Raw genomic sequence first — 18,029 nt, 5'->3', positions numbered from 1 at the left:
ATGAGCGGCCCGCAGCGCAGCGGAGGGCTGCGAATCAGCAGCTCAGGGTGGAGCTCAGGCCGACGCCGGAGCGCAGCGGAGGCGGCGGCATGAGCGTTTTCGGGTACGACTTCGGGCCGGACCGGATCCTGCTCGGGCTGTTCACCGGGCTCACGTACGCGCTGCTCGCCGTGGGCCTGGTGCTCGTGTACCGCTCCAGCCGGTTCGTCAACTTCGCGCACGGCGCCATCGGCGTGTTCGGCGCCGCCGTCCTCGGCCGGCTCGTCGCCGGGGAAGGGCTGCCGTACTGGGTCGCGTTCCCCGTGGCGATGGCGGTCGCCGCGGCCGTCGCCGCCGGTGTCGAGGCCGGGGTGGTGCGCCGGCTGCGGCACCGCTCCCGGGTCATCGGCATGATCGCCACGCTCGGGCTGTCGCAGTTCATCCTCGTCGTGTCGCTGCTGGTCAACCGGCAGGGGGTCAGCGGCGCCACGTTCCCGCGGCCGCCGGGGCTGCCGTCGTTCACCGTCGGGCGCACCCCGGTCGGGCCGGCGTTCACCGCGATGCTGATCCTGACCCCGCTGCTGCTGGTGGCGCTCGCGCTGTTCCTGAAACGGTCCCGGCACGGCCTGGCCATCCGCGCCGCCGCCGACCAGCCGGCCGCGGCACAGCTCGACGGGGTCGCCGCGGCGCGGATGGCGACGGTGGCGTGGGCGATCGCCGGCGGGATCGCGGCGTTCTCCGCCATCCTCGTCACACCCACCCAGGGCGCTCAGTCGATCGACACGCTCGGCCCCGACCTGCTGCTCAAGGGCCTCGCCGGCGCCGTCATCGCCCGGCTGTCCTCGATCCCGGTGGCGTTCGCCGCGTCGCTGGGCATCGGTGTGCTGGAGCAGATCCTGCTGTCCGGATCCTCCGGTACCGGCCTGGTCCAGGTCGTGCTCGGCGCGACGATCCTCATCGCGCTGCTGCGCCAGCCGCGGCTGGGCCGCCGCGACACCGACGACGGCGGCTGGGCCCGATCCGGCGCCGCCGTGCTCACCGGACCGTGGCCGCTGCGGCACCTCGGGCGGCTCGTCGCCGGCGCCGGGTTCCTGCTCGCCGCGGCGCTGGCGTACCTGGTCGACAACCAGACCGCGTCGGCGCTGACCACGGTCGCCGGGTTCACCCTCGTGGCGCTGTCCGTGCTCGTCGTCACCGGGGTGGCGGGGGAGCTGTCGCTGGGCCAGTTCGCGTTCGCCGGCATCGGCGGGGCCGTGTCGGTGCGGGTCGCCGCGGCCACCGGCAACTTCTTCGCCGGGGTGGTCGCCGGCTGCGCCGCGGCCGCGCTCGCCGCCGCCGCGGTCGGCGTGCCCGCGCTGCGCCTGCGGGGGCTCGCCCTCGCCGTGACCACGCTCGCGTTCGCCCTCGCCACCAGCGCGTACCTGCTGCGCCGGGACTGGCTGCTCGGCTCCGGGGTCAGCACCCCGAAGCCGGCCTGGGCCGGCTACCCGCTCGAGGTGGCCAAGGACTACTACCTGTTCGCGCTGCTCATGCTGGGCCTCGGCCTGTGGCTGACGGCGAACCTGCGCCGCGGCGCGTTCGGCCGGCTGCTGACCGCGCTGCGGGACAACGAGGAGGCGGCCCGCGCGCTGACCGTCTCCGCGCCGCTGCGCAAGCTGCAGGCGTACGCGGTCGCCGGCGCCCTCGCCGGGCTCGGCGGCGCCGTCATCGGCCACGGCCAGACCCAGCTCACCGTCAACAGCTTCCCGGCCTCCGCCAGCGTCGACGTCGTCGCCGTCACCGTCGTCGGCGGCATCGGGCTGCTCGGCGGGCCGCTGCTGGGCGCCCTCGTCATCGTCGGCATCCCCGCCTTCGTCGACCTCGGCATCCCCGGGCAGGCGGCGCTGACCCTCGGCTGGCTGCTCGTCGTCGTGCTGCTGCCCGGCGGTCTCGGCGGCCTGGTGGTACGCGCCCGCGACACCCTGGTCACCCGCTGGGCCAACCGGTCGCACCCCGCCGCCACCAAGACCGCGGGTGCGGCGGCGACGGGTGCGGCCACGAAACCGGCGGACGTCGGGCCGGCGCGGCGCACGGCGTTGACGCTGCCGGCGCGCACCGAGCCGCTGCGCCCGACCGCCGCCGGGGAGCCGCTGCTGGTGGTGCGGGACATCGCCCGCGCCTTCGGCGGGGTCACCGCGGTCGCCGGGGTACGCCTCGATGTGACCGCCGGCGAGGTCCTCGGCATCATCGGCCCGAACGGCGCCGGCAAGACCACCCTGTTCGAGATCATCGCCGGGTTCGTGCCGCCCGACGCGGGCACCGTCACGTTCGCCGGGCGGGACGTCACCCGTGCCACCCCGGAGCGCCGGGCCCGGCTCGGGCTGGTGCGCTCGTTCCAGGACGCCCGGCTGTTCGCCACGATGACCGTCCTGGAGACCGTGATGACCGCGGGCGAGCGCACCGCGCCGAGCGGGCTGCTCGCCTCGGCGCTCGGCGCGCCCCTGGCCGAGCGGCGCAAGGCCCGGCGGGCGGGCGAGCTCATCGACCTCATGGGGCTGTCCGCCGTGGCCGGCGACCTGGTCGGCGCGCTGTCGACCGGCACCCGGCGGATGGTCGAGATCACCTGCCTGCTCGCCCTGGAGCCGACGCTGCTGCTGCTGGACGAGCCGTCCTCGGGCGTCTCGCAGGCCGACGGCGCGGCCCTCGGCGACCTGCTGCTACGAGTGCACCGCGAGCTCGGCACCACGCTGCTGGTCATCGAGCACGACCTGCCGCTGCTGTCCCGGCTCGCCACCCGGATGGTCGCCATGGACAGCGGCCGGATCATCGCCGACGGCACCCCGGACGACGTCCGCGCGCACCCGGCCGTCGTGCGGTCCTACCTCGGCACCGACCTCGCGGCCGTCAACCGGTCAGGAGCAACGACATGAGCTCGACGACATGAGGAGAACCCCGATGCAACGACGGATCCCGACCCTGGCGGTGCTCGTCACGGCGGCGCTGGCCGGGGTCGTCCCGCTCGGCGCCGCGCCCGCGTGGGCCGCGCCCACGCTCACCGTCAGCAAGACCACCGGGCTCACCGACGGCGCGTCGGTGACCGTCGGCGGCAGCGGCTTCACCCCGAACCTCAAGCAGATCGCGGTCGGGCAGTGCATCGAGGAGGTGAAGGGCCCGACCGACTGCAACCTCGCCGGCGGCTCCCAGTTCGTCAACGCCGACGCGTCCGGCAAGCTGCCGACGGTGACGCTGAAGCTGGCGCAGAAGTTCGGCACGTTCGACTGCGCGAAACGCACCTGCGTGATCGCGGCGCAGATCCTGCCGTCCGGCAACAACGCCGGCGAGGTCGCCGCCAACAAGGCGTCGGTGAAGCTCACCTTCGGCGCCGCGGCCCAGGCGACGACCCAGGCGGCCCAGGCGACCACCGCCGCCGAGGCGACGGCGCTGCCGAAGACCGGCCCCGGCGACGAGCCGGTCGTGGTCCTGCTCGCCGGCTCGGCGCTGCTCACCGTCGGCGTCGGGCTGCTGGTGATCGTGCCGGCGCGGCGCCGCCGTGCCCGTACCGTGGAAGGGGTGTGAGCGGCGTGCGCCGCATCGCGACCGGTGCCGCCGTCGTGGCGGCCCTGGCACCCGTGGCGCTGGCGGCACTCGCCGGGCCCGCGGCGCCGGCCCGCGCCGCCGCGCCCGTGACCGCGGACCTCGGCTGCCGGCTGTACTTCAGCGACGCCGGGACGGGCACGTCACCGACCGTCTGGAGCGACACGTTCACCCTCACGCAGACCCCGGCGAGCCCGGCGGCCGGCCAGGCGGTGACGGTGACCCTGGCCGCCGCCGCGGGCGTCACCAACGGCCCTGTGCCGCTCAACGCCGGCGACGTGCCGGTCCGCGTCACGGTTGCGCTCGGCGGCGCGCAGGCCGGCACGGTCACCCTCAACCAGGCCGTGTACCCGGCGTCGGCCAAGGCGGCGGCGGTGCCGCTCGGCCCGGTCAGCGCCACCGGCACGTACACCGCGACGGCCGCCGGCACCGTGACGCTGACCGTGCGGCAGGTCGCGTTCGCCAACACCACCGCGACGACGTACTGCTCGGCCGGCGGCGACCGCGACCACAAGGCCGCACCGGTGGACACGCCGGTCACCGACTCGGCCGTGGTCACGCCGGCGCCGTCCGGGTCGGCGTCCGCCTCGGCCTCTCCGTCGGCTTCCCCGTCGGCCTCGGCGTCGGCGTCGGCCTCGCCGTCCGCGTCGGTTTCGCCGTCCGCGTCGGAGGCGGCCACGCCCGCGGAGACGTTCGGGCCCAAATCGGTGACGATGAAGTGCAAGACGCTCAGCACGATCCGGGACTGGACCGCGACGCACACCCTGACCATGTCGCCGGCGAACCCCGGCTACGGGGCGAACGTCACCGTCACGTACACCTTCGACAACGGCGGCACGAACGGCCCGGTCCCGATCGCGGCCGGCGAGCTGCGCCCCACCGCGACCGTGAAGCTCAGCGGCGCCCAGACCGGCACGGTGAAGCTCAGCGGCCCCACCTACGGCGCCGTCGCCGCCCAGGCGCGCGTGCCGGGCGCCACCCTCACCGGCCAGTTCACCGCGAGCACGCCCGGCCTGGTCACGCTGACCGTCGCGAACATCATGTTCGACCACGCGCAGGTGGACACCGAGTGCAACAGCGGCAGCGACCCGGTCACCGGGCCGGCGGACACGACGATCGTCGCGAAGTTCACCGTCAAGTCGACGCCGGCGACCGCCGCGGAGGCCACCGGGCAGGCCCTGCCGAAGACCGGCGACGGCGGCACCCTGCCGGTCCTGGTCCTGTGGGGCACCGCCCTGCTGCTGCTCGGCGCCGGCGCACTCGTCGTCCTGCCCGCCCGCACCCGCCGCCGCCCGGCAGTGCCGACCGGCGGCGACTGAGCCGCCGCGCCGCGGCCCGGCGACCCTGCCGGCGGCGACTGAGCCGCCACGCCCGTCGATGGGGACACGGCGGGGGGAACCGGGCTGCGGTGCGGGGCCGGCGCACGTAAGGTGCTCTGCTCGTGGGCACCATCGTCGAAAGTCTCGTGCCGGCCCGGCTGGGCACCGGCTTCCGGTGGCTGCTGGCCTCGTCGTGGACGAGCAACCTCGGCGACGGGATCGCGGTCGCCGCCGGGCCGCTGCTGGTGGCGTCGCTCACCGGCAACGCGTTCCTGGTGTCGCTGGCGGCGCTGCTGCGGTGGGCGCCGCCGCTGGTGTTCGGCCTGTACGCGGGGGTGCTGTCCGACCGGCTCGACCGGCGTCGGATCGTGATGGCGGCCGACGCGTCGCGCGCCGTGGTCCTCGCGGTGCTGGTGGCGCTGCTGGCCACCGACCGGCTCACGGTGGTGGTCGCCCTCGTCGCGATCGGGCTGCTCACCACGGCGGAGGTGTTCGCCGACAACGCCGCGGCGACGCTCACGCCTGCGCTGGTGCACCGCGACGACCTCGTCGTGGCCAACGCCCGCATCCAGGCCGGGTTCCTGACCCTCAACCAGCTGGTCGGCCCGCCGGTCGGCGCGGCACTGTTCGCGGCCGGCATGGTGTGGCCGTTCGTCGCCGAGACCGTCCTCGTCGGCGCCGGGGTACTGCTGGTGTCCCGGCTCATGCTGCCCGCCCGTACGCGGCCGGAGGACCAGCGGCCCGCCGGGGTGCGGCACGAGGTCGTCGAAGGGCTGCGGTGGACGGTGCGCCACCCGGCGGTGCGCACGCTGTCGCTGACGATCCTCATCTTCAACGTCACGTTCGGCGCCGCCTGGTCGGTGCTGGTCCTGTACGCCCAGCAGCGCCTCGGCCTCGACGCCGTCGGGTTCGGGCTGTTCACCACGGCGGGCGCCGTCGGCGGGCTGGCCGGCACCGCCATGTACGGCCGGCTGACCCGCCGGGTGAGCCTCGGCAACGTGATGCGGGCCGGGCTGATCATCGAGACGCTCACCCATCTGGCGCTCGCCGTGACGACCTCGGTGTGGGTCGCCGGCGCGGTCATGTTCGTCTTCGGCGCGCACGCGTTCATCTGGGGCACCACGTCGATCACCGTGCGGCAGCGGGCGGTGCCCGAGCACCTGCAGGGCCGGGTCGGCAGCGTCAACACCATCAGCGTCTTCGGCGGCCTGGTTGCCGGCTCCGCGATCGGCGGGGCCCTGGCGACCCACATCGGCGTGACGGCGCCGTTCTGGTTCGCCTTCGCCGGCTCCGCCGTGTTCGTCGCGCTGCTGTGGCGCGAACTGACCCGCATCGCCCACGCCGACGACGCCCCCCACGCTCCGGCGGAGAGCTGACCGCACCAAACGCCACCGCACACAAACGCCACCGCACACAAACGCCGCCGCGCACAATCCCACCGTGCACAACGCCACCGCGTGCAACGCCCGGTGGAGCGCCGCGCCGGCCGGCGCGGCGGCCAGGTGCGGAGCGGCCGCCCGGCGATGCGGTCGCTGCGGGAGGAGGGGCGCCGCTCCCTGGAGACGTTCGCGTCGCTGCGCCGGGTGTTCGCCACCGCCACGGCACCCTGACGCCGCCCGCGCGTCTGTGCGCGCGTCCTGCCGCCCGTGGGCAGGCTTAACCGGCGCCTGCCGGGGCAGTGTCGCGGTATGGCTGTGCAGTCCCCGCCGACCTGGCTGGCCCGGCTCGGCCGGACGGGCTGGCTGGTGACCGGCGTCGTCGTCGGTGTCGCCGCCGTCATCGCCGGGCTGGGCGCCGTGCTGGCCGTGCTGGCGCCACTGCTGATCACCCTCGTCGTCGCCGCCGCGCTGCAGCCGCTCGTCCAGCGGCTGCGCCGGCTCGGGGCGCCGCCGGCCCTGGCCGCGCTCACCGGGGCGCTGCTGGTCCCGGCGCTGCTCGTGGTGCTTGCCTTGCTCGTGGTGCGCACGTTCGCCGGCATGGGAGAGGCCTGGAGCGACGTCCTGGCCGGGGCCGGGGAGCAGGTGCACGCCGCGCTGGGCGCCGACCCCCTCCAGACGCTGCTGGCCTCGACGCAGTGGCGTACCGCCCTGCTCGGTGTCGGCTCGGCGGTGCTCAGCGGCACCGCGCTGCTGGCGCAGGCGGCGATCGGGGTGTTCATGGCCGCGTTCGTGCTGTTCTACCTGTTCAAGGACGGCCCGGCCGGGGTGGCGTACCTCGAGCGGCGGCTGCCGCTGCGGCCCGGCCTGACCCGGCAGCTGCTGGACGGCGCGGCGCTGCGGATGCGCCGGTACATCGTGGGCACGACCGTCGTCGCGGCCATGGACACGGTGGCCATCGCGCTCGGCGCGGTGGTGCTGCGGCTGCCGCTGATCGGGATGATCGCGCTGATCACGTTCGTCGCGGCGTACGTGCCGTACCTCGGTGCCTGGGTGTCGGCGGTGTTCGCGGTGGTCGTCGCCCTCGGCGCCGGCGGCCCGGCCGCGGCCGCGTGGATGCTGGTGATCGTGCTGGTGACGCAGAACATCCTGGAGGGGGTGATGCGCCCGTTCGTGTTCGGCAGGGCTCTGGACCTGCACCCGGTGGCGATCCTCGCGGTGACGGTCGTCGGCGGTGCCCTCGCGGGGCTGGTGGGGGTGCTGCTGGCGCCACCGGTCGCGGCGATCGCCGTCTGGTGGCGCCAGATGCTGCGAGATCCTTCGCGAACGCCGTGACCCCCGGCGGAGGCGAGGTTCAGTGGTCGCGCAGCAGGCCGCCGGCCCCGTACACCTTGTCCTGGACGTCGTTGTCGCGCAGGGCCATCCACCAGGTGGCCGCGTTGATGGCGATCACCGGCTTGCGCAGCCAGCGCTCGGCCTCGTCGGCGAGGCGGACCATCGACAGGTTCGTCCCGCACTGCACGATCGCGTCGACGTCCGGGCCGTCCACCTCGAGGATCGCCGCGCGCAGCTCCGCCTCGGTGACGTGCGCGATCGACACCGCCGTCGGGCAGCGCAGGCCCTTGATCCGCACCACCTCGAAGCCGAGCTCCGAGAAGAACCGGACCACGTTCTCGTCGCCGATCGGCTGGTACGGGGTCACCACGCCGATGCGGCGGGCGCCGTACAGGTGCAGCGCCCGCTCGCAGGCCTCGGCGCCGGTGGCGACCCGCAGGCCGGTGATGCCGTTGATCTGGGCGACGAACTCGCGGTTGCCCTCGACGCCGCCCCAGAACGTCTCCGCGGACATGCCCATGACCATGAAGTCGGGCTCGCAGGTCAGGACCCGCTCGCAGGCGTGGCCGATCTCCGCCCGGATCTGCGTGAGGAGGTTCTCGAAGCCCTCGTCGCTGGACAGGTCCTGGTTACGGATGTGGATGCGGGAGAAGTGCGCGGTCACCCCGGGCACCCCCATGGCGTAGAAGTCGGGTTCGACGATCGTGTTGGTGGACGGGGCGATGACGCCGAACTTGTGGCGCCAGCCCAGGGCGTCGGTCATGCGAGCACCTCGATGGAGAGGGAGTGCGGTCGGGAACGACGGTAGGCGCGGACGGTGAGCCACGCCGCGGTGAGGAACGCCAGCTGTGCCGCGGTGTTGGTGCCCTGCTCGATCCACTGCAGCCGCAGCGTCTCGTGGTCAGGGTGGTTGCGCAGGGGGACCAGCGCGGTCACCAGGACGATGCCGAGCGTGTACAGCGCGATCGCCGTCCTGGCCCGGCGCCGCCCGGCGTACACGGCGCCGATGACGCTGACGGTGGTGACGCCCGCGGTGGCGAGGACGAAGACCGGCTTCATCGCGCCGGCGACCAGGGCGCCGCCGGCCACGGCCGCGTACACGGCGGCGAACGGCCACCACGGCGCCGTCGGCAGCAGCGCCCAGACGAGGGTGACCGCGCCGGCTGACATGAGCGGGAACAGCGCGGCCTCCAGCCACGGCAGGTCGCCGCCGAACCCGGCGACGAGCAGCTTCCACACCGACTTGGCGAGGCCGCCGGCGCCGATGAGCACCGCCCCGGCCCGCCCTGCCGTGACTCTCCCGGCGGGGCCGAGCCCGGCGAGGAGCCAGAACCCGGCGAGGGCCAGCAGCGTCGGCACGAAGTCCTCCACCGCCAGAATCACCGGGTAATCATTCGTGGTCATGCGAAGAGGTCCCGTTTGCGGAAGGCGGCGGTGGCGAACCGGCCGAACGCCTTCGGGGTGGTGAGCCAGGCGACCCGGCCGCCGTTGGGCACCCCGGCGAGGACCCGCTCGGCGAGCCACGGGGTGACGGTCTCGACCGTGTCGGCGAGGATGTTGAAGATCTTCTTCGCCTTGGCGAACTCCTCCGGGGTGTAGTCCCGGGCGAGCAGGTCGGTGACGACCATGCCGGGGGACAGGTGCGCCACGGTGACCGGAGAGTCCTTGCCGAGCTCCTTCGCGAGGGCGTCGGTGAGGTACGTGACGGCGCGTTTCGTGGCGCCGTACGCGGCGAGCCCGGGCGCCTTCTGGTTGCCGGAGCCGAAGCCCTCCATGTTCCACAGCGCCCCGTGCCCCTGGGCGCGCATGGCGGCCAGGACGACGGCGCTGGCGTGGGCGAGGCCGCGCAGGTTGACGTCGATGACGGCGTCGAGCTCCGCCGGGGGCAGCTCCCACAGCGGCCGGCGGGCGGTGGTGACACCGGCGTTGTTGATCCAGATGTCGACCCGGCCGTACGCGGCGACGGCCTCCTCCCACAGGTCGCGCACCGCGGCGCGGTCGGTGACGTCGGCGACCACGCCCCGCACCCGCGGGTCGGGGTCCGGCTCCGCGGGCAGTGTCCGTCCACAGTAGACGACCGAGCAGCCCCGGGCGTGGAACTGCCGTACCAGCCCCTGGCCGATGCCCCGGGTCCCGCCGGTCACCACGACGACGGTCATGCCGCGGTCCACGTGAGCGAGCCGTGCACGACGCCGGCGAGGGTGGCGCCCTCGTACACCCGGTACGCGACGGCCAGGACGGTGCCGGCGCCCATGCCGGGGGTGGCGTCGAGCATGAACTCGCGGCCGGTCAGCTTCACCACGTCCGTGCAGTGCACGGTGCTGTAGTTGGCCCGGCCGAACGCGATCGCGTTGCCCCACGCGCCCGGCCCCTCGTAGAACGAGCGGAACCCGTCGCGCCGCCAGTCCACCGTGAACGAGCGCTCCAGCGCGCCGGTCCAGGTGACCGACAGCCGGGTGCGCAGCAGGTCGACCGGGGTCAGCGCCAGCTCGATGCCGACCGGGCCCACCAGCTTCTGGTCGGCGCCCCACAGCTCACATTGTCCGCTGTAGACGCCGGCCTGCTTGGTCGGCAGGATGAACGGCACCGGGCCGTTGCGGGTCTCCGCCGCGAGGTGCGCGGCGAGGGTGTCGCCGTCCACCCCGCGCCGGTAGACGCCGTTGAAGCAGCCGACGACCGCCGGGCCCTGGTAGAGCATCGAGGAGTACACCTGGGTGTCGTCGCCGAGGACCTGGTTCCACGTGTTGAGGTCGACCTGCCAGCCGGGGCCGTAGTAGTGCGCGTCGACGAACGTGCCGTAGGGCTGGCCGGTGCCGTAGAAGTCGGGCCCGGTGTAGATCCGGTCGGCGTCGGAGTCCACGACGCCGAACGCGAACGGCGCGCCGAGCCGGAACCGCCCGGCGAGCGGGCCGCCGCCCTCCAGGCCGCCGTCCATGTAGTACGTGGTGACGCCGTCGGCGAAGACGGAGGAGCGGCGGATGTCCTCGTAGCCGCGCCAGGTGCCGTCGGCGTCGAAGAGGCTCGGCCGGCCGTGCCACTCCCCGGCGATGCGCTGCTGCCACTGCGAAGGGGACGCCTCGGTCATGACAGCGGCCCGCCGATGAGCACGTCGCGGATCTCGTCGGAGGCGGGCTCGCCGAGCAGCCGCGACACCTGCGCCCACACCGGGTCGACCGCCGGGCTGAAGAGGTTGGCGCGGACGGTGGCGTCGCGGGCGGCCAGGTCGGTGTCGGCGAGCGACCCGGTGACCGCCGCCGGCAGGCCCGAGGAGACCAGGTCGAGCCAGTGCCCGACGTAGGCGTCGACGATCGGGTCCATGCCCCGGAACGCGGCCTCGTCGGCGCGGTGCACCAGCATCCACGGCGACATCAGGGCGTGCTGGCGCGGGCCGATGTGCGCGCGGGTGAGCCCGTCGCGCTGCGACGCCTCCTCGTAGACCCCGGTCAGCGAGTCGTACGCGCTGTCCATGTACGCCAGGTGCGACGACAGCTCGGCCCGGGGGATGAGGTCCAGGTGGTAGGCGTAGTAGTCGCCGCCGTAGACGGAGTCGAGCGTGAAGTGCGGCACCCCGGACTCCGCCGCGGTGAACGCGAACACCATGTGGCTGTCGAGGTTGATCGGCGGCACGACCAGCCCGACGTACACGATCCGGGAGACCTCGCCGTCGCCCTGCCAGACCCGCATCGTGCCGACCGGCGCCGGCGACATGGGCGAGCGCAGCTCCCGGTAGGGCGCACCGGTCTCGGCCAGCGGCTGCCGGGCGAGGATCGCGTCCAGGGCCCGGGTGGCCAGGGCGAAGGGCAGCGACGTCACAGTTCCTCCAAAGTGCCGTTGTCCTCGGCGTCGCGGCGGGCCTTGCCGATCCGCTCGGCCTCGACGACCGTGGGGTGCTCGCCCTTCGCCTTGTGCACCCAGGCACGGGCGAGCTCCGGGTTCTCCCGGCGGGCGGGTGAGGCGATGACCGTGGCCTCGCGGCGCGGCACGTCGCCCATGATGCGGTCCTCGTCGCCGAGCAGCCAGCCCTGCTCGGCGAGCTCCTGCCGGCGGCGCCGGTAGTGCACGGCGATGAGGTCGCTCTTGACGTGCAGCTCGGCGCCGAGGTCGAACGGCAGCAGCTCGGGGCGGACCCGGTCGACGACCGGGGCGTCCTGGCCGAAGATCTTGTAGACCCGCCGGACCGCGTTCTTGTCGGCCCAGTTGCCGGTGAAGAAGTCGCGCAGCGCGACCCACTTCACCAGCGTGGTCGTCTCGTCGACGGGGATGTTGGTGTCGTAGATGATGAGGTTGCCCATCGGCAGCCGGACGTGCAGCTTGATCATGTTCGGCAGCATCCACCCGGCGGTGGTCGCCACCGGCGGGCGTTCCTTCAGGTTCTTGCCACGCCGGCCGATCATCCTCCAGATGCCTTTCGGCGCGGGCGGGTGCAGCCGCACCGTCGCGAACGCCGACCACTCGTCGGGGATCTCCAGCTCGTACTCCTCGACGTCGGGGCGCTCCGGGTTGCCGAAGGCGCCGGCGTGCACGAACGGCGTGTGCGCGATGTCGCAGCCGTTCTCGAGGATCCGTTCGTAGTTGGACTTCCACAGGTACTCGCCGGTGACCGTCTTGAACCGGCCGCCGTTGCCGACGAGGTCGTCGAACTCCGGCCAGACCGGGATCGGCGGGCGCTCGGCCTCGGGCAGGTCGCCGAGGAACACCCAGACGAACCCGTAGCGTTCCTCGACCGGGTACGAGTCGACCCGGGCCTTCTTCGGGATGCCGCGGCCCGGCTGGTTCGCCGGGATCTTCACGCAGGCGCCGTCGGGTTCGTACTCCCAGCCGTGGTACGGGCACACGATCGAGTCGTTCTTGACCCAGCCGCCGGACAGCGCGGCGCCGCGGTGGACGCACAGGTCCGACAGTGCGACCGGGCGGCCCTTCGGCGTCCGGTACAGCACCAGCTCCTGGCCGAGGCACGTGATGCGCAGTGGTTTGGTGGTGACGCGGTCGGCGAACTCGACCGCGTACCAGAAGTTCTTCAACATGCGAGGCTCCTAGCGGCGCCGGACGGACACCAGGTCCGGGGGGAACGTGTCGAGGGCGGCGGGGTCGCCGCCGCGCAGATGGGTGCGGAGGAACGCGGACAGCAGCCCGGCGATGACGCCGCGGGCCGTGGAGCCGCCGACGGTGGACGGCCGGTCCAGGAACGACCGGGCCGCGGTCGGGTCGGCCGGTTCCACGACGCCGAAGTGGTTGGCGCCGGCGACGGTCGCCAGGACGTGCTCGCCGTCGCGGTCCTTGAGCGCCTCGTCGAAGGTGCGGCTGACCGGGTCGTGCCGGTCGCCGCCGGCGGCGCCGTACCGGTCGGCGGAGGCGGCGATGACGCCGTCCTCGGTCCCGGCGAGCAGCAGCACCGGCGAGTCGACGAGCGCCTCGGCGACGGTGCCCGCGGGCCAGCCCAGCATCGTGGAGACCATGGTGTGCGCGCCGTACGCCGCGACCGCCCGCACCTGCGGGAAGAAGCGCCCGGACTGCAGCGCGACGGTGCCGCCGGCGGAGTGGCCGAACAGTGCCACCCGGTCCAGGTCGAGGGTACCCCGCAGCGGGCCGCCGGCGTGCAGCGCGGCGAGCCCGCGCAGGATCGGCTCGATCGCCTGGCAGGTGGGGCCGTCGCCGTACGTGCCGGGCCGGGCCAGGGCGAGGTCGACGCCAGGTGTGATGCCGACCTGGCCGGCGAACAGGGGGCCCACCCAGTCGTAGGTGACCGTGGCGAGGCCCTGCCGGGCCAGTTCGACGGCGAGCCAGCGGTAGGCGTCCTGGCCGACGTTGACGCCGCTGAGCACGAGCACCACCGGGTAGGGCGCACCGGCCGGGTCGGCCTGGAAGACGCCGCTGAGCCGTTCGGCGTCCGACCCGGTGACCAGCGCCGGGTAGTGCACCTTCAGGTGGGCGGTGGCATAGGGGGCCTCGACGCCGGGGATCGTGACGGCGGACCACAGGGAGCGGATCGTGGAGTGCGTCACGCCGTCACCTCCGCTACGCTCCGAGCCGGTCACGCCGTCACCTCCGCTGCGCTCCGGCGCCGACGTGACCCAAGGACTGAGCCCATGGTGACCGGCCCTCCGCTACGCTCCGAGCCGGTCACGGGCGGGGCAGTTCGCGGTCGCCGCCCCACAGGGCGCGCACGAGACGCTGGGTGGTGTCCTCGCCGAAGTACCGCACGCCCATCACGTTGGCCGGGTCGCGCTCGGCGATGTTGCGCCGGGTGGCGAGGTCCCGCTCGCGCAGCGCGGCGCGCTCCTCCTGCGGCACCGGCGGCGCCTCGCCGACCCAGGTGAGCCACTGGTCGACCCGGGCGTGCAGCACGTCGCTGACGACCGTCAGGTTCCGCTCGGTGCGCTCGAAGGAGTACACGTAGGCGTTGGGGGACAGCGAGGCGCGGATGAACGCGGCCCGGCTGGTGAACCAGGCGAACTCAGGGTCGGCCTTGTGCGCCAGCCAGTCGTCGTTGGCGGGCGCGTAGTAGCGGTCGAAGTAGTCGCCGTCCACGACGATGTCGGTGCGCGGGATGTAGTCGGTGTAGAACCAGCCGCCGGGCCAGCACAGCAGCGCGATGCCGAGGTGCGGCACCCTGACCTGCGGGCCGAGCCAGCACGTCAGGTGCAGGTTGACGAAACTGCGCGAGGGGTCGCCCAGCCACGAGTGCACCATCCAGTCGACCTCCGGCCCGCTGTAGGCGGCCACCCGGCCGCCGGGTCCCTCCGGATACGTCCCGTACTGCTCCAGGATGTCCGTCGACGGGTCGCGCGTGGTGGTGAACCTCGCGTCGATCTTGGCCTTGAGATCCGTCAGGAGCTGCTGGAACTGTGCGAAGGTGTCGTGGACGTCGATGACGGGCGAGGCGTCGAGCATCTCCTCGACGTGCTGGACGGTTTCCTCCACGCGTTCACTCTCCAAGTCGTGCCACCGCAATGGAAACAGTGTTTCGCCATGGGTAACAGATGTCAACGGGTCAGGGCGTCGACGAGCTGCCAGGGCCGGCCGTCGAGCAGGTCGGTGCCGCGCGACACGAGCTTGTTGCGGCTCTGCGCGGGCGCCAGCTCCGCGGTGGCGGCGGGCGTGCCGGCCGCGACGCCGGTGACGATCGGGTGGCTGATCCGGCCCGTGAACGGACCCTCCCACGCGGTCCACAGCGTGAAGTCGGGGCTCAACGCGTAGAAGGCGGACGGCATGCCCGCCGGCGCGGCGGCGACGATGTTGATCCGGTTCTCCGCGGCACGCTCCGGCAACCCGAGCGCCAGCTCCCAGTCCTCGGCCGGGGTGAACGGCACGGCGACCACGTCGGCACCGGCGATGGCGGCCAGCCGGAACACCTCGGGGTAGATGGCGTCGTCGCCGACCACCACCGCCAGGCGCCCCCACGGCAGGTCGAACGTGGCCAGGCCGTCGCCGTGCCGGCGCACGTCGGCGGCGAGCCGCGCGACCGGGTGCAGCTGCTCCTGCCGGCCGGCGATCCCGGCGCCGGACACCACCACGCCGGCGTGCGCGCCGTCCTGCAGGACGCTGGTCACCGCGACCGCCTCCGTGCCGGCCAGCAGCTCACGCATGGCGGGCACCACCCAGGGCTCCGCGAGCTCGGGCAGGACGAGCAGGGTCGCGCCGGCGGCCAGGACGTCGCGGGTGTGGCGCTGCAGCGCGTCGGGCGTCGTCGCCCGTACCACCGCCGCCCGCATCGACTCGGCGGCCTGCGGCCTGGCGGGGGGCTGCGGCGGCCGGCCGATCGCCGCGTAGAGCGGGCCGCGGCGGGCGGTGAAGCGGTCGGTGCCGTCGGGCCGGCGCTTGTCGAGCGCGGCGGCCGGGTCGATGTCGGCGACCACCACCGCCTCGCCGGTGCGCGGGCCCTTCGCCACGACGGTGCCGTCCGGCGCCACCACTTGGCTCTCCCCGGCGCCGTGCAGCCACTGCGGCGGCACCTTGAGCCCGGCGCTGATCGCCTCGAGCTTGTCGGCAGGCAGCAGCGGGCCGACCTTGTTGGCCGCCACCACCCAGACCCGGTTCTCCGCGGCCCGCACCGGGATGTGCAGGCTCGCCTCGTCGGTGGCGAACGAGTTGAGGCTGTTGAGCAGCACCTGCGCCCCGCGCAGCGCGAGACCGCGGGCCACCTCCGGCGCGACGCCCTCCATGCAGGCGTACATGCCGACGGTGCCGAACGCGGTGCGCACGACCGGGCCGTTCTCGGTGCCCCGGTGCAGGTGGTCGTTCTCGCTGCCCATCAGGGTCTGCTTGTCGCTCTGCCCGAGCAGCGCGCCGGACGGGCCGAAGAGCAGGTTGGTGCCGGTGGTCCGGCCGTCGTCGCGGGCGAGCGTGACGTTGATCTTGACGTGCACGCCGTGGCGCGCCGCGCGGTCCGCGACCGCGGTCAGGAACGCGTCGCCGAGTCGGCAGGCCATGCGCCGGGCGTGGTCGCGGTCGTCGTACCACGACAGGTGGTTGCAGAACTCCGGCAGGACCACCAGATCCGCGCCCTCGGCGGCGGCCTGGTCGATCATCCGCAGGCAGCTCGCGAGGTTCGCGGGCACGTCCTGACCGACGGCGAACTGGACAGCGGCAACCCTCACGAGGGCCTCCTGGTTCCTCTAGCGGAACAGTGTTTCCCGAACATACACTCGCCGCGCGTTCCCTGAAAGAGAGGCCAATGATGGTGCTCACCCATGTCGTCGTCATGAAATTCACGGATCCGGCCGACGCGCCGAAGGCCAAGGAGCTCCTGGAGGGCCTGGTGGGAGTGGTGCCGCAGATCCGCTCGCTGCTGGTCGGCCTGGACACGGTGCATAGCGACGTGTCCGGCGACCTGTGCCTCGTCACCACCCACGACGACGCGGACGGCCTGCTGGGCTACCAGTCGCACGAGGCGCACCTGGAAGTCGCCGGCTGGCTGCGCCCGCGCCTGGCGTCGCGGGCCGTGGTCGACTACCTCAGCGCCGGACACCCGCCCCGGCCGCAGGCATGAACCTGCGCCGGCTGGGCAATACGGCCGGCGATGCCGGCCGAGCTGTCCCCGACCCCGCCTGAGCGCCACCGATGAAGGGCCGGGCGCTCGCCGTCGCGCTCGTTGCGGCGTTCATGACGCTGCTGGACGTCAGCATCGTCAACGTCGCCATCCCGTCCATGCAGGCGGACCTGCACATGGGGGCCAGCGGGCTGCAGTGGGTGCTGTCCGGGTACGCGCTGACGTTCGGGCTGCTGCTGGTGCCCGCCGGCCGGTTCGGCGACGCCCGCGGGATCAGGCCCGTGTTCGTGGCCGGCCTGCTCGGCTTCACCGCCGCCAGCGCCGCGGCCGGGGCGGCGCAGAGCGAGGCGTGGCTGGTCATCGCGCGCCTCGTGCAGGGCGCGTTCGCCGGCGTGGTGAACCCCCAGGTGATCGGCCTCATCCAGCGGCTCTACCCGCCGCCGGAGCGGGCCCGGCCGTTCGGCCTGCTCGGCGCCGTCATCGGCATCGCCACCGCCGCCGGGCCGCTGCTGGGCGGGGTCATCATCCAGTTCGCCGGGCAGGACGACGGCTGGCGCTGGGTGTTCTACATCAACCTGCCGGTCGGTCTCGCCGCCGCCGTGCTCGGGTGGCGGCTCATCCCGCGGCGCCCCGCCGACCGCCGCCGCCGGGAGAGCCTCGACCCGGTCGGCGTGCTGCTGCTCGGCCTCGCCGTGGTGCAGATCCTGCTCCCGCTCATCGAGCAGGGGCACTGGTACCTGCTGGGCAGCGGCGTCCTGACGCTCGCCGGCTTCGTCTGGTGGGAGCTGCGCTACCCGGGGGTGCCGCTGGCGGACCTGCAGCTGTTCCGCCGGCGCTCCTACGCGCTCGGCACCGCGGTCGTGCTGGTGTACTTCGCCGGGTTCACCGCGAACTTCTTCATCCTCACCCTGTACCTGCAGCGCGGCCAGCACTTCACGGCCCTGCAGGCGGGCCTGGCCATCACCCCGTTCGCGCTCGGCTCGGCCCTGGCCGCGTTCGCGGGCGGCCGGGTCGTGGACCGGTTCGGCCGTCCCCTCGTCGCGGCCGGGCTGGTCACCGTCCTGGCCGGTCTGACCGGGGTCTTCGTCCTGCTGCACACCGCCGTCTCGCCGTGGGCCCTGACCGCGCCGCTGCTCGTCGCGGGCCTCGGCAGCGGCCTGGTCATCACCCCGAACCAGACCCTCACCCTCGCCGACGTCCCCGTCGACCGCTCCGGCAGCGCCGCCGGCGTCGTGCAGACCGCCCAGCGGGTCGGCGCGGCCTTCGGCATCGCCGCGATCGGCGCGGTGTTCTTCGCCCGCCTCGACGCCACCGACGGTGACTGGGCGGCCGCGTTCGAGATGGCGCTGATGGTCGCCATCGCCTTCCTCGCGCTCGCGCTGGCAGCCGCCCTCACCGACGTCTTCATCGCCCGCCGCCGCTCGTCGTCGCCCCCGGCATGAGTGGCTGTCGCGGCAC

The 18,029-nt window shown here is 73.8% G+C and carries 17 protein-coding genes; 8 read left to right on the top strand and 9 right to left on the bottom strand.

The window, feature by feature from the left end; genetic code table 11:
• Positions 1 to 89 precede the first annotated feature (89 nt).
• The 6 genes from AB0H83_RS39455 (at position 90) to AB0H83_RS39430 (ending at position 7,582) form a co-directional block, all read left to right on the top strand.
• Positions 90 to 2,888: an ATP-binding cassette domain-containing protein gene (locus tag AB0H83_RS39455; protein WP_360104637.1), complete on the top strand. Its 2,799-nt coding sequence runs from the start codon at positions 90 to 92 to the stop codon at positions 2,886 to 2,888.
• Positions 2,889 to 2,913: 25 nt separating this feature from the next.
• The gene (locus tag AB0H83_RS39450) at positions 2,914 to 3,534 is read left to right on the top strand and encodes a neocarzinostatin apoprotein domain-containing protein (RefSeq protein ID WP_360104634.1); all 621 of its coding nucleotides are present in this window, start codon (positions 2,914 to 2,916) and stop codon (positions 3,532 to 3,534) included.
• On the top strand, positions 3,531 to 4,871 hold the full coding sequence (locus tag AB0H83_RS39445) for a hypothetical protein (protein ID WP_360104632.1): 1,341 nt from the start codon (positions 3,531 to 3,533) through the stop codon (positions 4,869 to 4,871). Before AB0H83_RS39450 ends, AB0H83_RS39445 begins: the two co-directional genes overlap by 4 nt.
• Positions 4,872 to 4,993: 122 nt before the next feature.
• Positions 4,994 to 6,247, top strand: a complete 1,254-nt coding sequence (locus AB0H83_RS39440) for an MFS transporter (RefSeq protein ID WP_360104629.1) — start codon at positions 4,994 to 4,996, stop codon at positions 6,245 to 6,247.
• Positions 6,248 to 6,328: 81 nt separating this feature from the next.
• Positions 6,329 to 6,481 (top strand): hypothetical protein, encoded by a 153-nt coding sequence (locus tag AB0H83_RS39435; RefSeq protein ID WP_360104626.1) that lies wholly within the window; start codon positions 6,329 to 6,331, stop codon positions 6,479 to 6,481.
• A gap of 78 nt (positions 6,482 to 6,559) precedes the next feature.
• Positions 6,560 to 7,582, top strand: a complete 1,023-nt coding sequence (locus AB0H83_RS39430) for an AI-2E family transporter (protein ID WP_360104623.1) — start codon at positions 6,560 to 6,562, stop codon at positions 7,580 to 7,582.
• A 19-nt stretch (positions 7,583 to 7,601) separates the two neighbouring features.
• On the opposite strand, the gene AB0H83_RS39425 is transcribed toward AB0H83_RS39430, so the two are convergent.
• The 9 genes from AB0H83_RS39425 to AB0H83_RS39385 all read right to left on the bottom strand — a co-directional run bounded on the left by AB0H83_RS39425 (position 7,602) and on the right by AB0H83_RS39385 (position 16,179).
• Positions 7,602 to 8,345, bottom strand: coding sequence for an arylmalonate decarboxylase (locus AB0H83_RS39425; RefSeq protein WP_360104620.1), 744 nt, complete (start codon positions 8,343 to 8,345; stop codon positions 7,602 to 7,604).
• The gene (locus AB0H83_RS39420; RefSeq protein ID WP_360104617.1) at positions 8,342 to 8,986 is read right to left on the bottom strand and encodes a hypothetical protein; all 645 of its coding nucleotides are present in this window, start codon (positions 8,984 to 8,986) and stop codon (positions 8,342 to 8,344) included. The genes AB0H83_RS39425 and AB0H83_RS39420 overlap by 4 nt, the downstream gene beginning before the upstream one ends.
• A complete protein-coding gene (locus AB0H83_RS39415; RefSeq protein ID WP_360104615.1) occupies positions 8,983 to 9,741 on the bottom strand; it encodes an SDR family oxidoreductase in 759 nt (252 codons plus the stop codon). Before AB0H83_RS39415 ends, AB0H83_RS39420 begins: the two co-directional genes overlap by 4 nt.
• Positions 9,738 to 10,667 (bottom strand): hypothetical protein, encoded by a 930-nt coding sequence (locus AB0H83_RS39410; protein WP_360104612.1) that lies wholly within the window; start codon positions 10,665 to 10,667, stop codon positions 9,738 to 9,740. Before AB0H83_RS39410 ends, AB0H83_RS39415 begins: the two co-directional genes overlap by 4 nt.
• Positions 10,664 to 11,395 carry a hypothetical protein gene (locus AB0H83_RS39405; protein ID WP_360104609.1) on the bottom strand — a complete coding sequence of 244 codons (732 nt, stop codon included), beginning with the start codon at positions 11,393 to 11,395 and terminating at the stop codon, positions 10,664 to 10,666. The genes AB0H83_RS39410 and AB0H83_RS39405 overlap by 4 nt, the downstream gene beginning before the upstream one ends.
• Positions 11,392 to 12,606 carry an aromatic ring-hydroxylating dioxygenase subunit alpha gene (locus AB0H83_RS39400; protein WP_360104606.1) on the bottom strand — a complete coding sequence of 405 codons (1,215 nt, stop codon included), beginning with the start codon at positions 12,604 to 12,606 and terminating at the stop codon, positions 11,392 to 11,394. The genes AB0H83_RS39405 and AB0H83_RS39400 overlap by 4 nt, the downstream gene beginning before the upstream one ends.
• A 9-nt stretch (positions 12,607 to 12,615) precedes the next feature.
• Positions 12,616 to 13,584 (bottom strand): alpha/beta hydrolase, encoded by a 969-nt coding sequence (locus tag AB0H83_RS39395; protein WP_360104603.1) that lies wholly within the window; start codon positions 13,582 to 13,584, stop codon positions 12,616 to 12,618.
• A gap of 118 nt (positions 13,585 to 13,702) precedes the next feature.
• The gene (locus AB0H83_RS39390; protein ID WP_360104600.1) at positions 13,703 to 14,503 is read right to left on the bottom strand and encodes an oxidoreductase; all 801 of its coding nucleotides are present in this window, start codon (positions 14,501 to 14,503) and stop codon (positions 13,703 to 13,705) included.
• Between the two features lie 62 nt (positions 14,504 to 14,565).
• Positions 14,566 to 16,179, bottom strand: coding sequence for a nitrilase-related carbon-nitrogen hydrolase (locus AB0H83_RS39385; protein WP_360104597.1), 1,614 nt, complete (start codon positions 16,177 to 16,179; stop codon positions 14,566 to 14,568).
• A gap of 77 nt (positions 16,180 to 16,256) precedes the next feature.
• Between AB0H83_RS39385 and AB0H83_RS39380 the strand changes: the two genes are divergently transcribed.
• Together AB0H83_RS39380 and AB0H83_RS39375 are read left to right on the top strand one after the other, a co-directional pair.
• Positions 16,257 to 16,571, top strand: a complete 315-nt coding sequence (locus AB0H83_RS39380; RefSeq protein ID WP_360104594.1) for a Dabb family protein — start codon at positions 16,257 to 16,259, stop codon at positions 16,569 to 16,571.
• Positions 16,572 to 16,642: 71 nt separating this feature from the next.
• Positions 16,643 to 18,013: an MFS transporter gene (locus tag AB0H83_RS39375; protein ID WP_360104591.1), complete on the top strand. Its 1,371-nt coding sequence runs from the start codon at positions 16,643 to 16,645 to the stop codon at positions 18,011 to 18,013.
• Positions 18,014 to 18,029 lie beyond the last annotated feature (16 nt).

It is taken from the genome of Dactylosporangium sp. NPDC050688, assembly GCF_040654515.1.
In the GTDB taxonomy this organism is placed as follows: domain Bacteria; phylum Actinomycetota; class Actinomycetes; order Mycobacteriales; family Micromonosporaceae; genus Dactylosporangium.
Note: the sequence above shows the minus strand (reverse complement) of the source record. Positions and strands in the feature narration are given on the sequence as shown.

Coding starts and splice junctions, on each gene's coding strand:
- AB0H83_RS39375 (WP_360104591.1), top strand. CDS start 16,643: ATGAAGGGCCGGGCGCTCGCCGTCGCGCTCGTTGCGGCGTTCATGACG.
- AB0H83_RS39450 (WP_360104634.1), top strand. CDS start 2,914: ATGCAACGACGGATCCCGACCCTGGCGGTGCTCGTCACGGCGGCGCTG.
- AB0H83_RS39425 (WP_360104620.1), bottom strand. CDS start 8,345: ATGACCGACGCCCTGGGCTGGCGCCACAAGTTCGGCGTCATCGCCCCG.
- AB0H83_RS39400 (WP_360104606.1), bottom strand. CDS start 12,606: ATGTTGAAGAACTTCTGGTACGCGGTCGAGTTCGCCGACCGCGTCACC.
- AB0H83_RS39430 (WP_360104623.1), top strand. CDS start 6,560: ATGGCTGTGCAGTCCCCGCCGACCTGGCTGGCCCGGCTCGGCCGGACG.
- AB0H83_RS39420 (WP_360104617.1), bottom strand. CDS start 8,986: ATGACCACGAATGATTACCCGGTGATTCTGGCGGTGGAGGACTTCGTG.
- AB0H83_RS39410 (WP_360104612.1), bottom strand. CDS start 10,667: ATGACCGAGGCGTCCCCTTCGCAGTGGCAGCAGCGCATCGCCGGGGAG.
- AB0H83_RS39415 (WP_360104615.1), bottom strand. CDS start 9,741: ATGACCGTCGTCGTGGTGACCGGCGGGACCCGGGGCATCGGCCAGGGG.
- AB0H83_RS39380 (WP_360104594.1), top strand. CDS start 16,257: ATGATGGTGCTCACCCATGTCGTCGTCATGAAATTCACGGATCCGGCC.
- AB0H83_RS39455 (WP_360104637.1), top strand. CDS start 90: ATGAGCGTTTTCGGGTACGACTTCGGGCCGGACCGGATCCTGCTCGGG.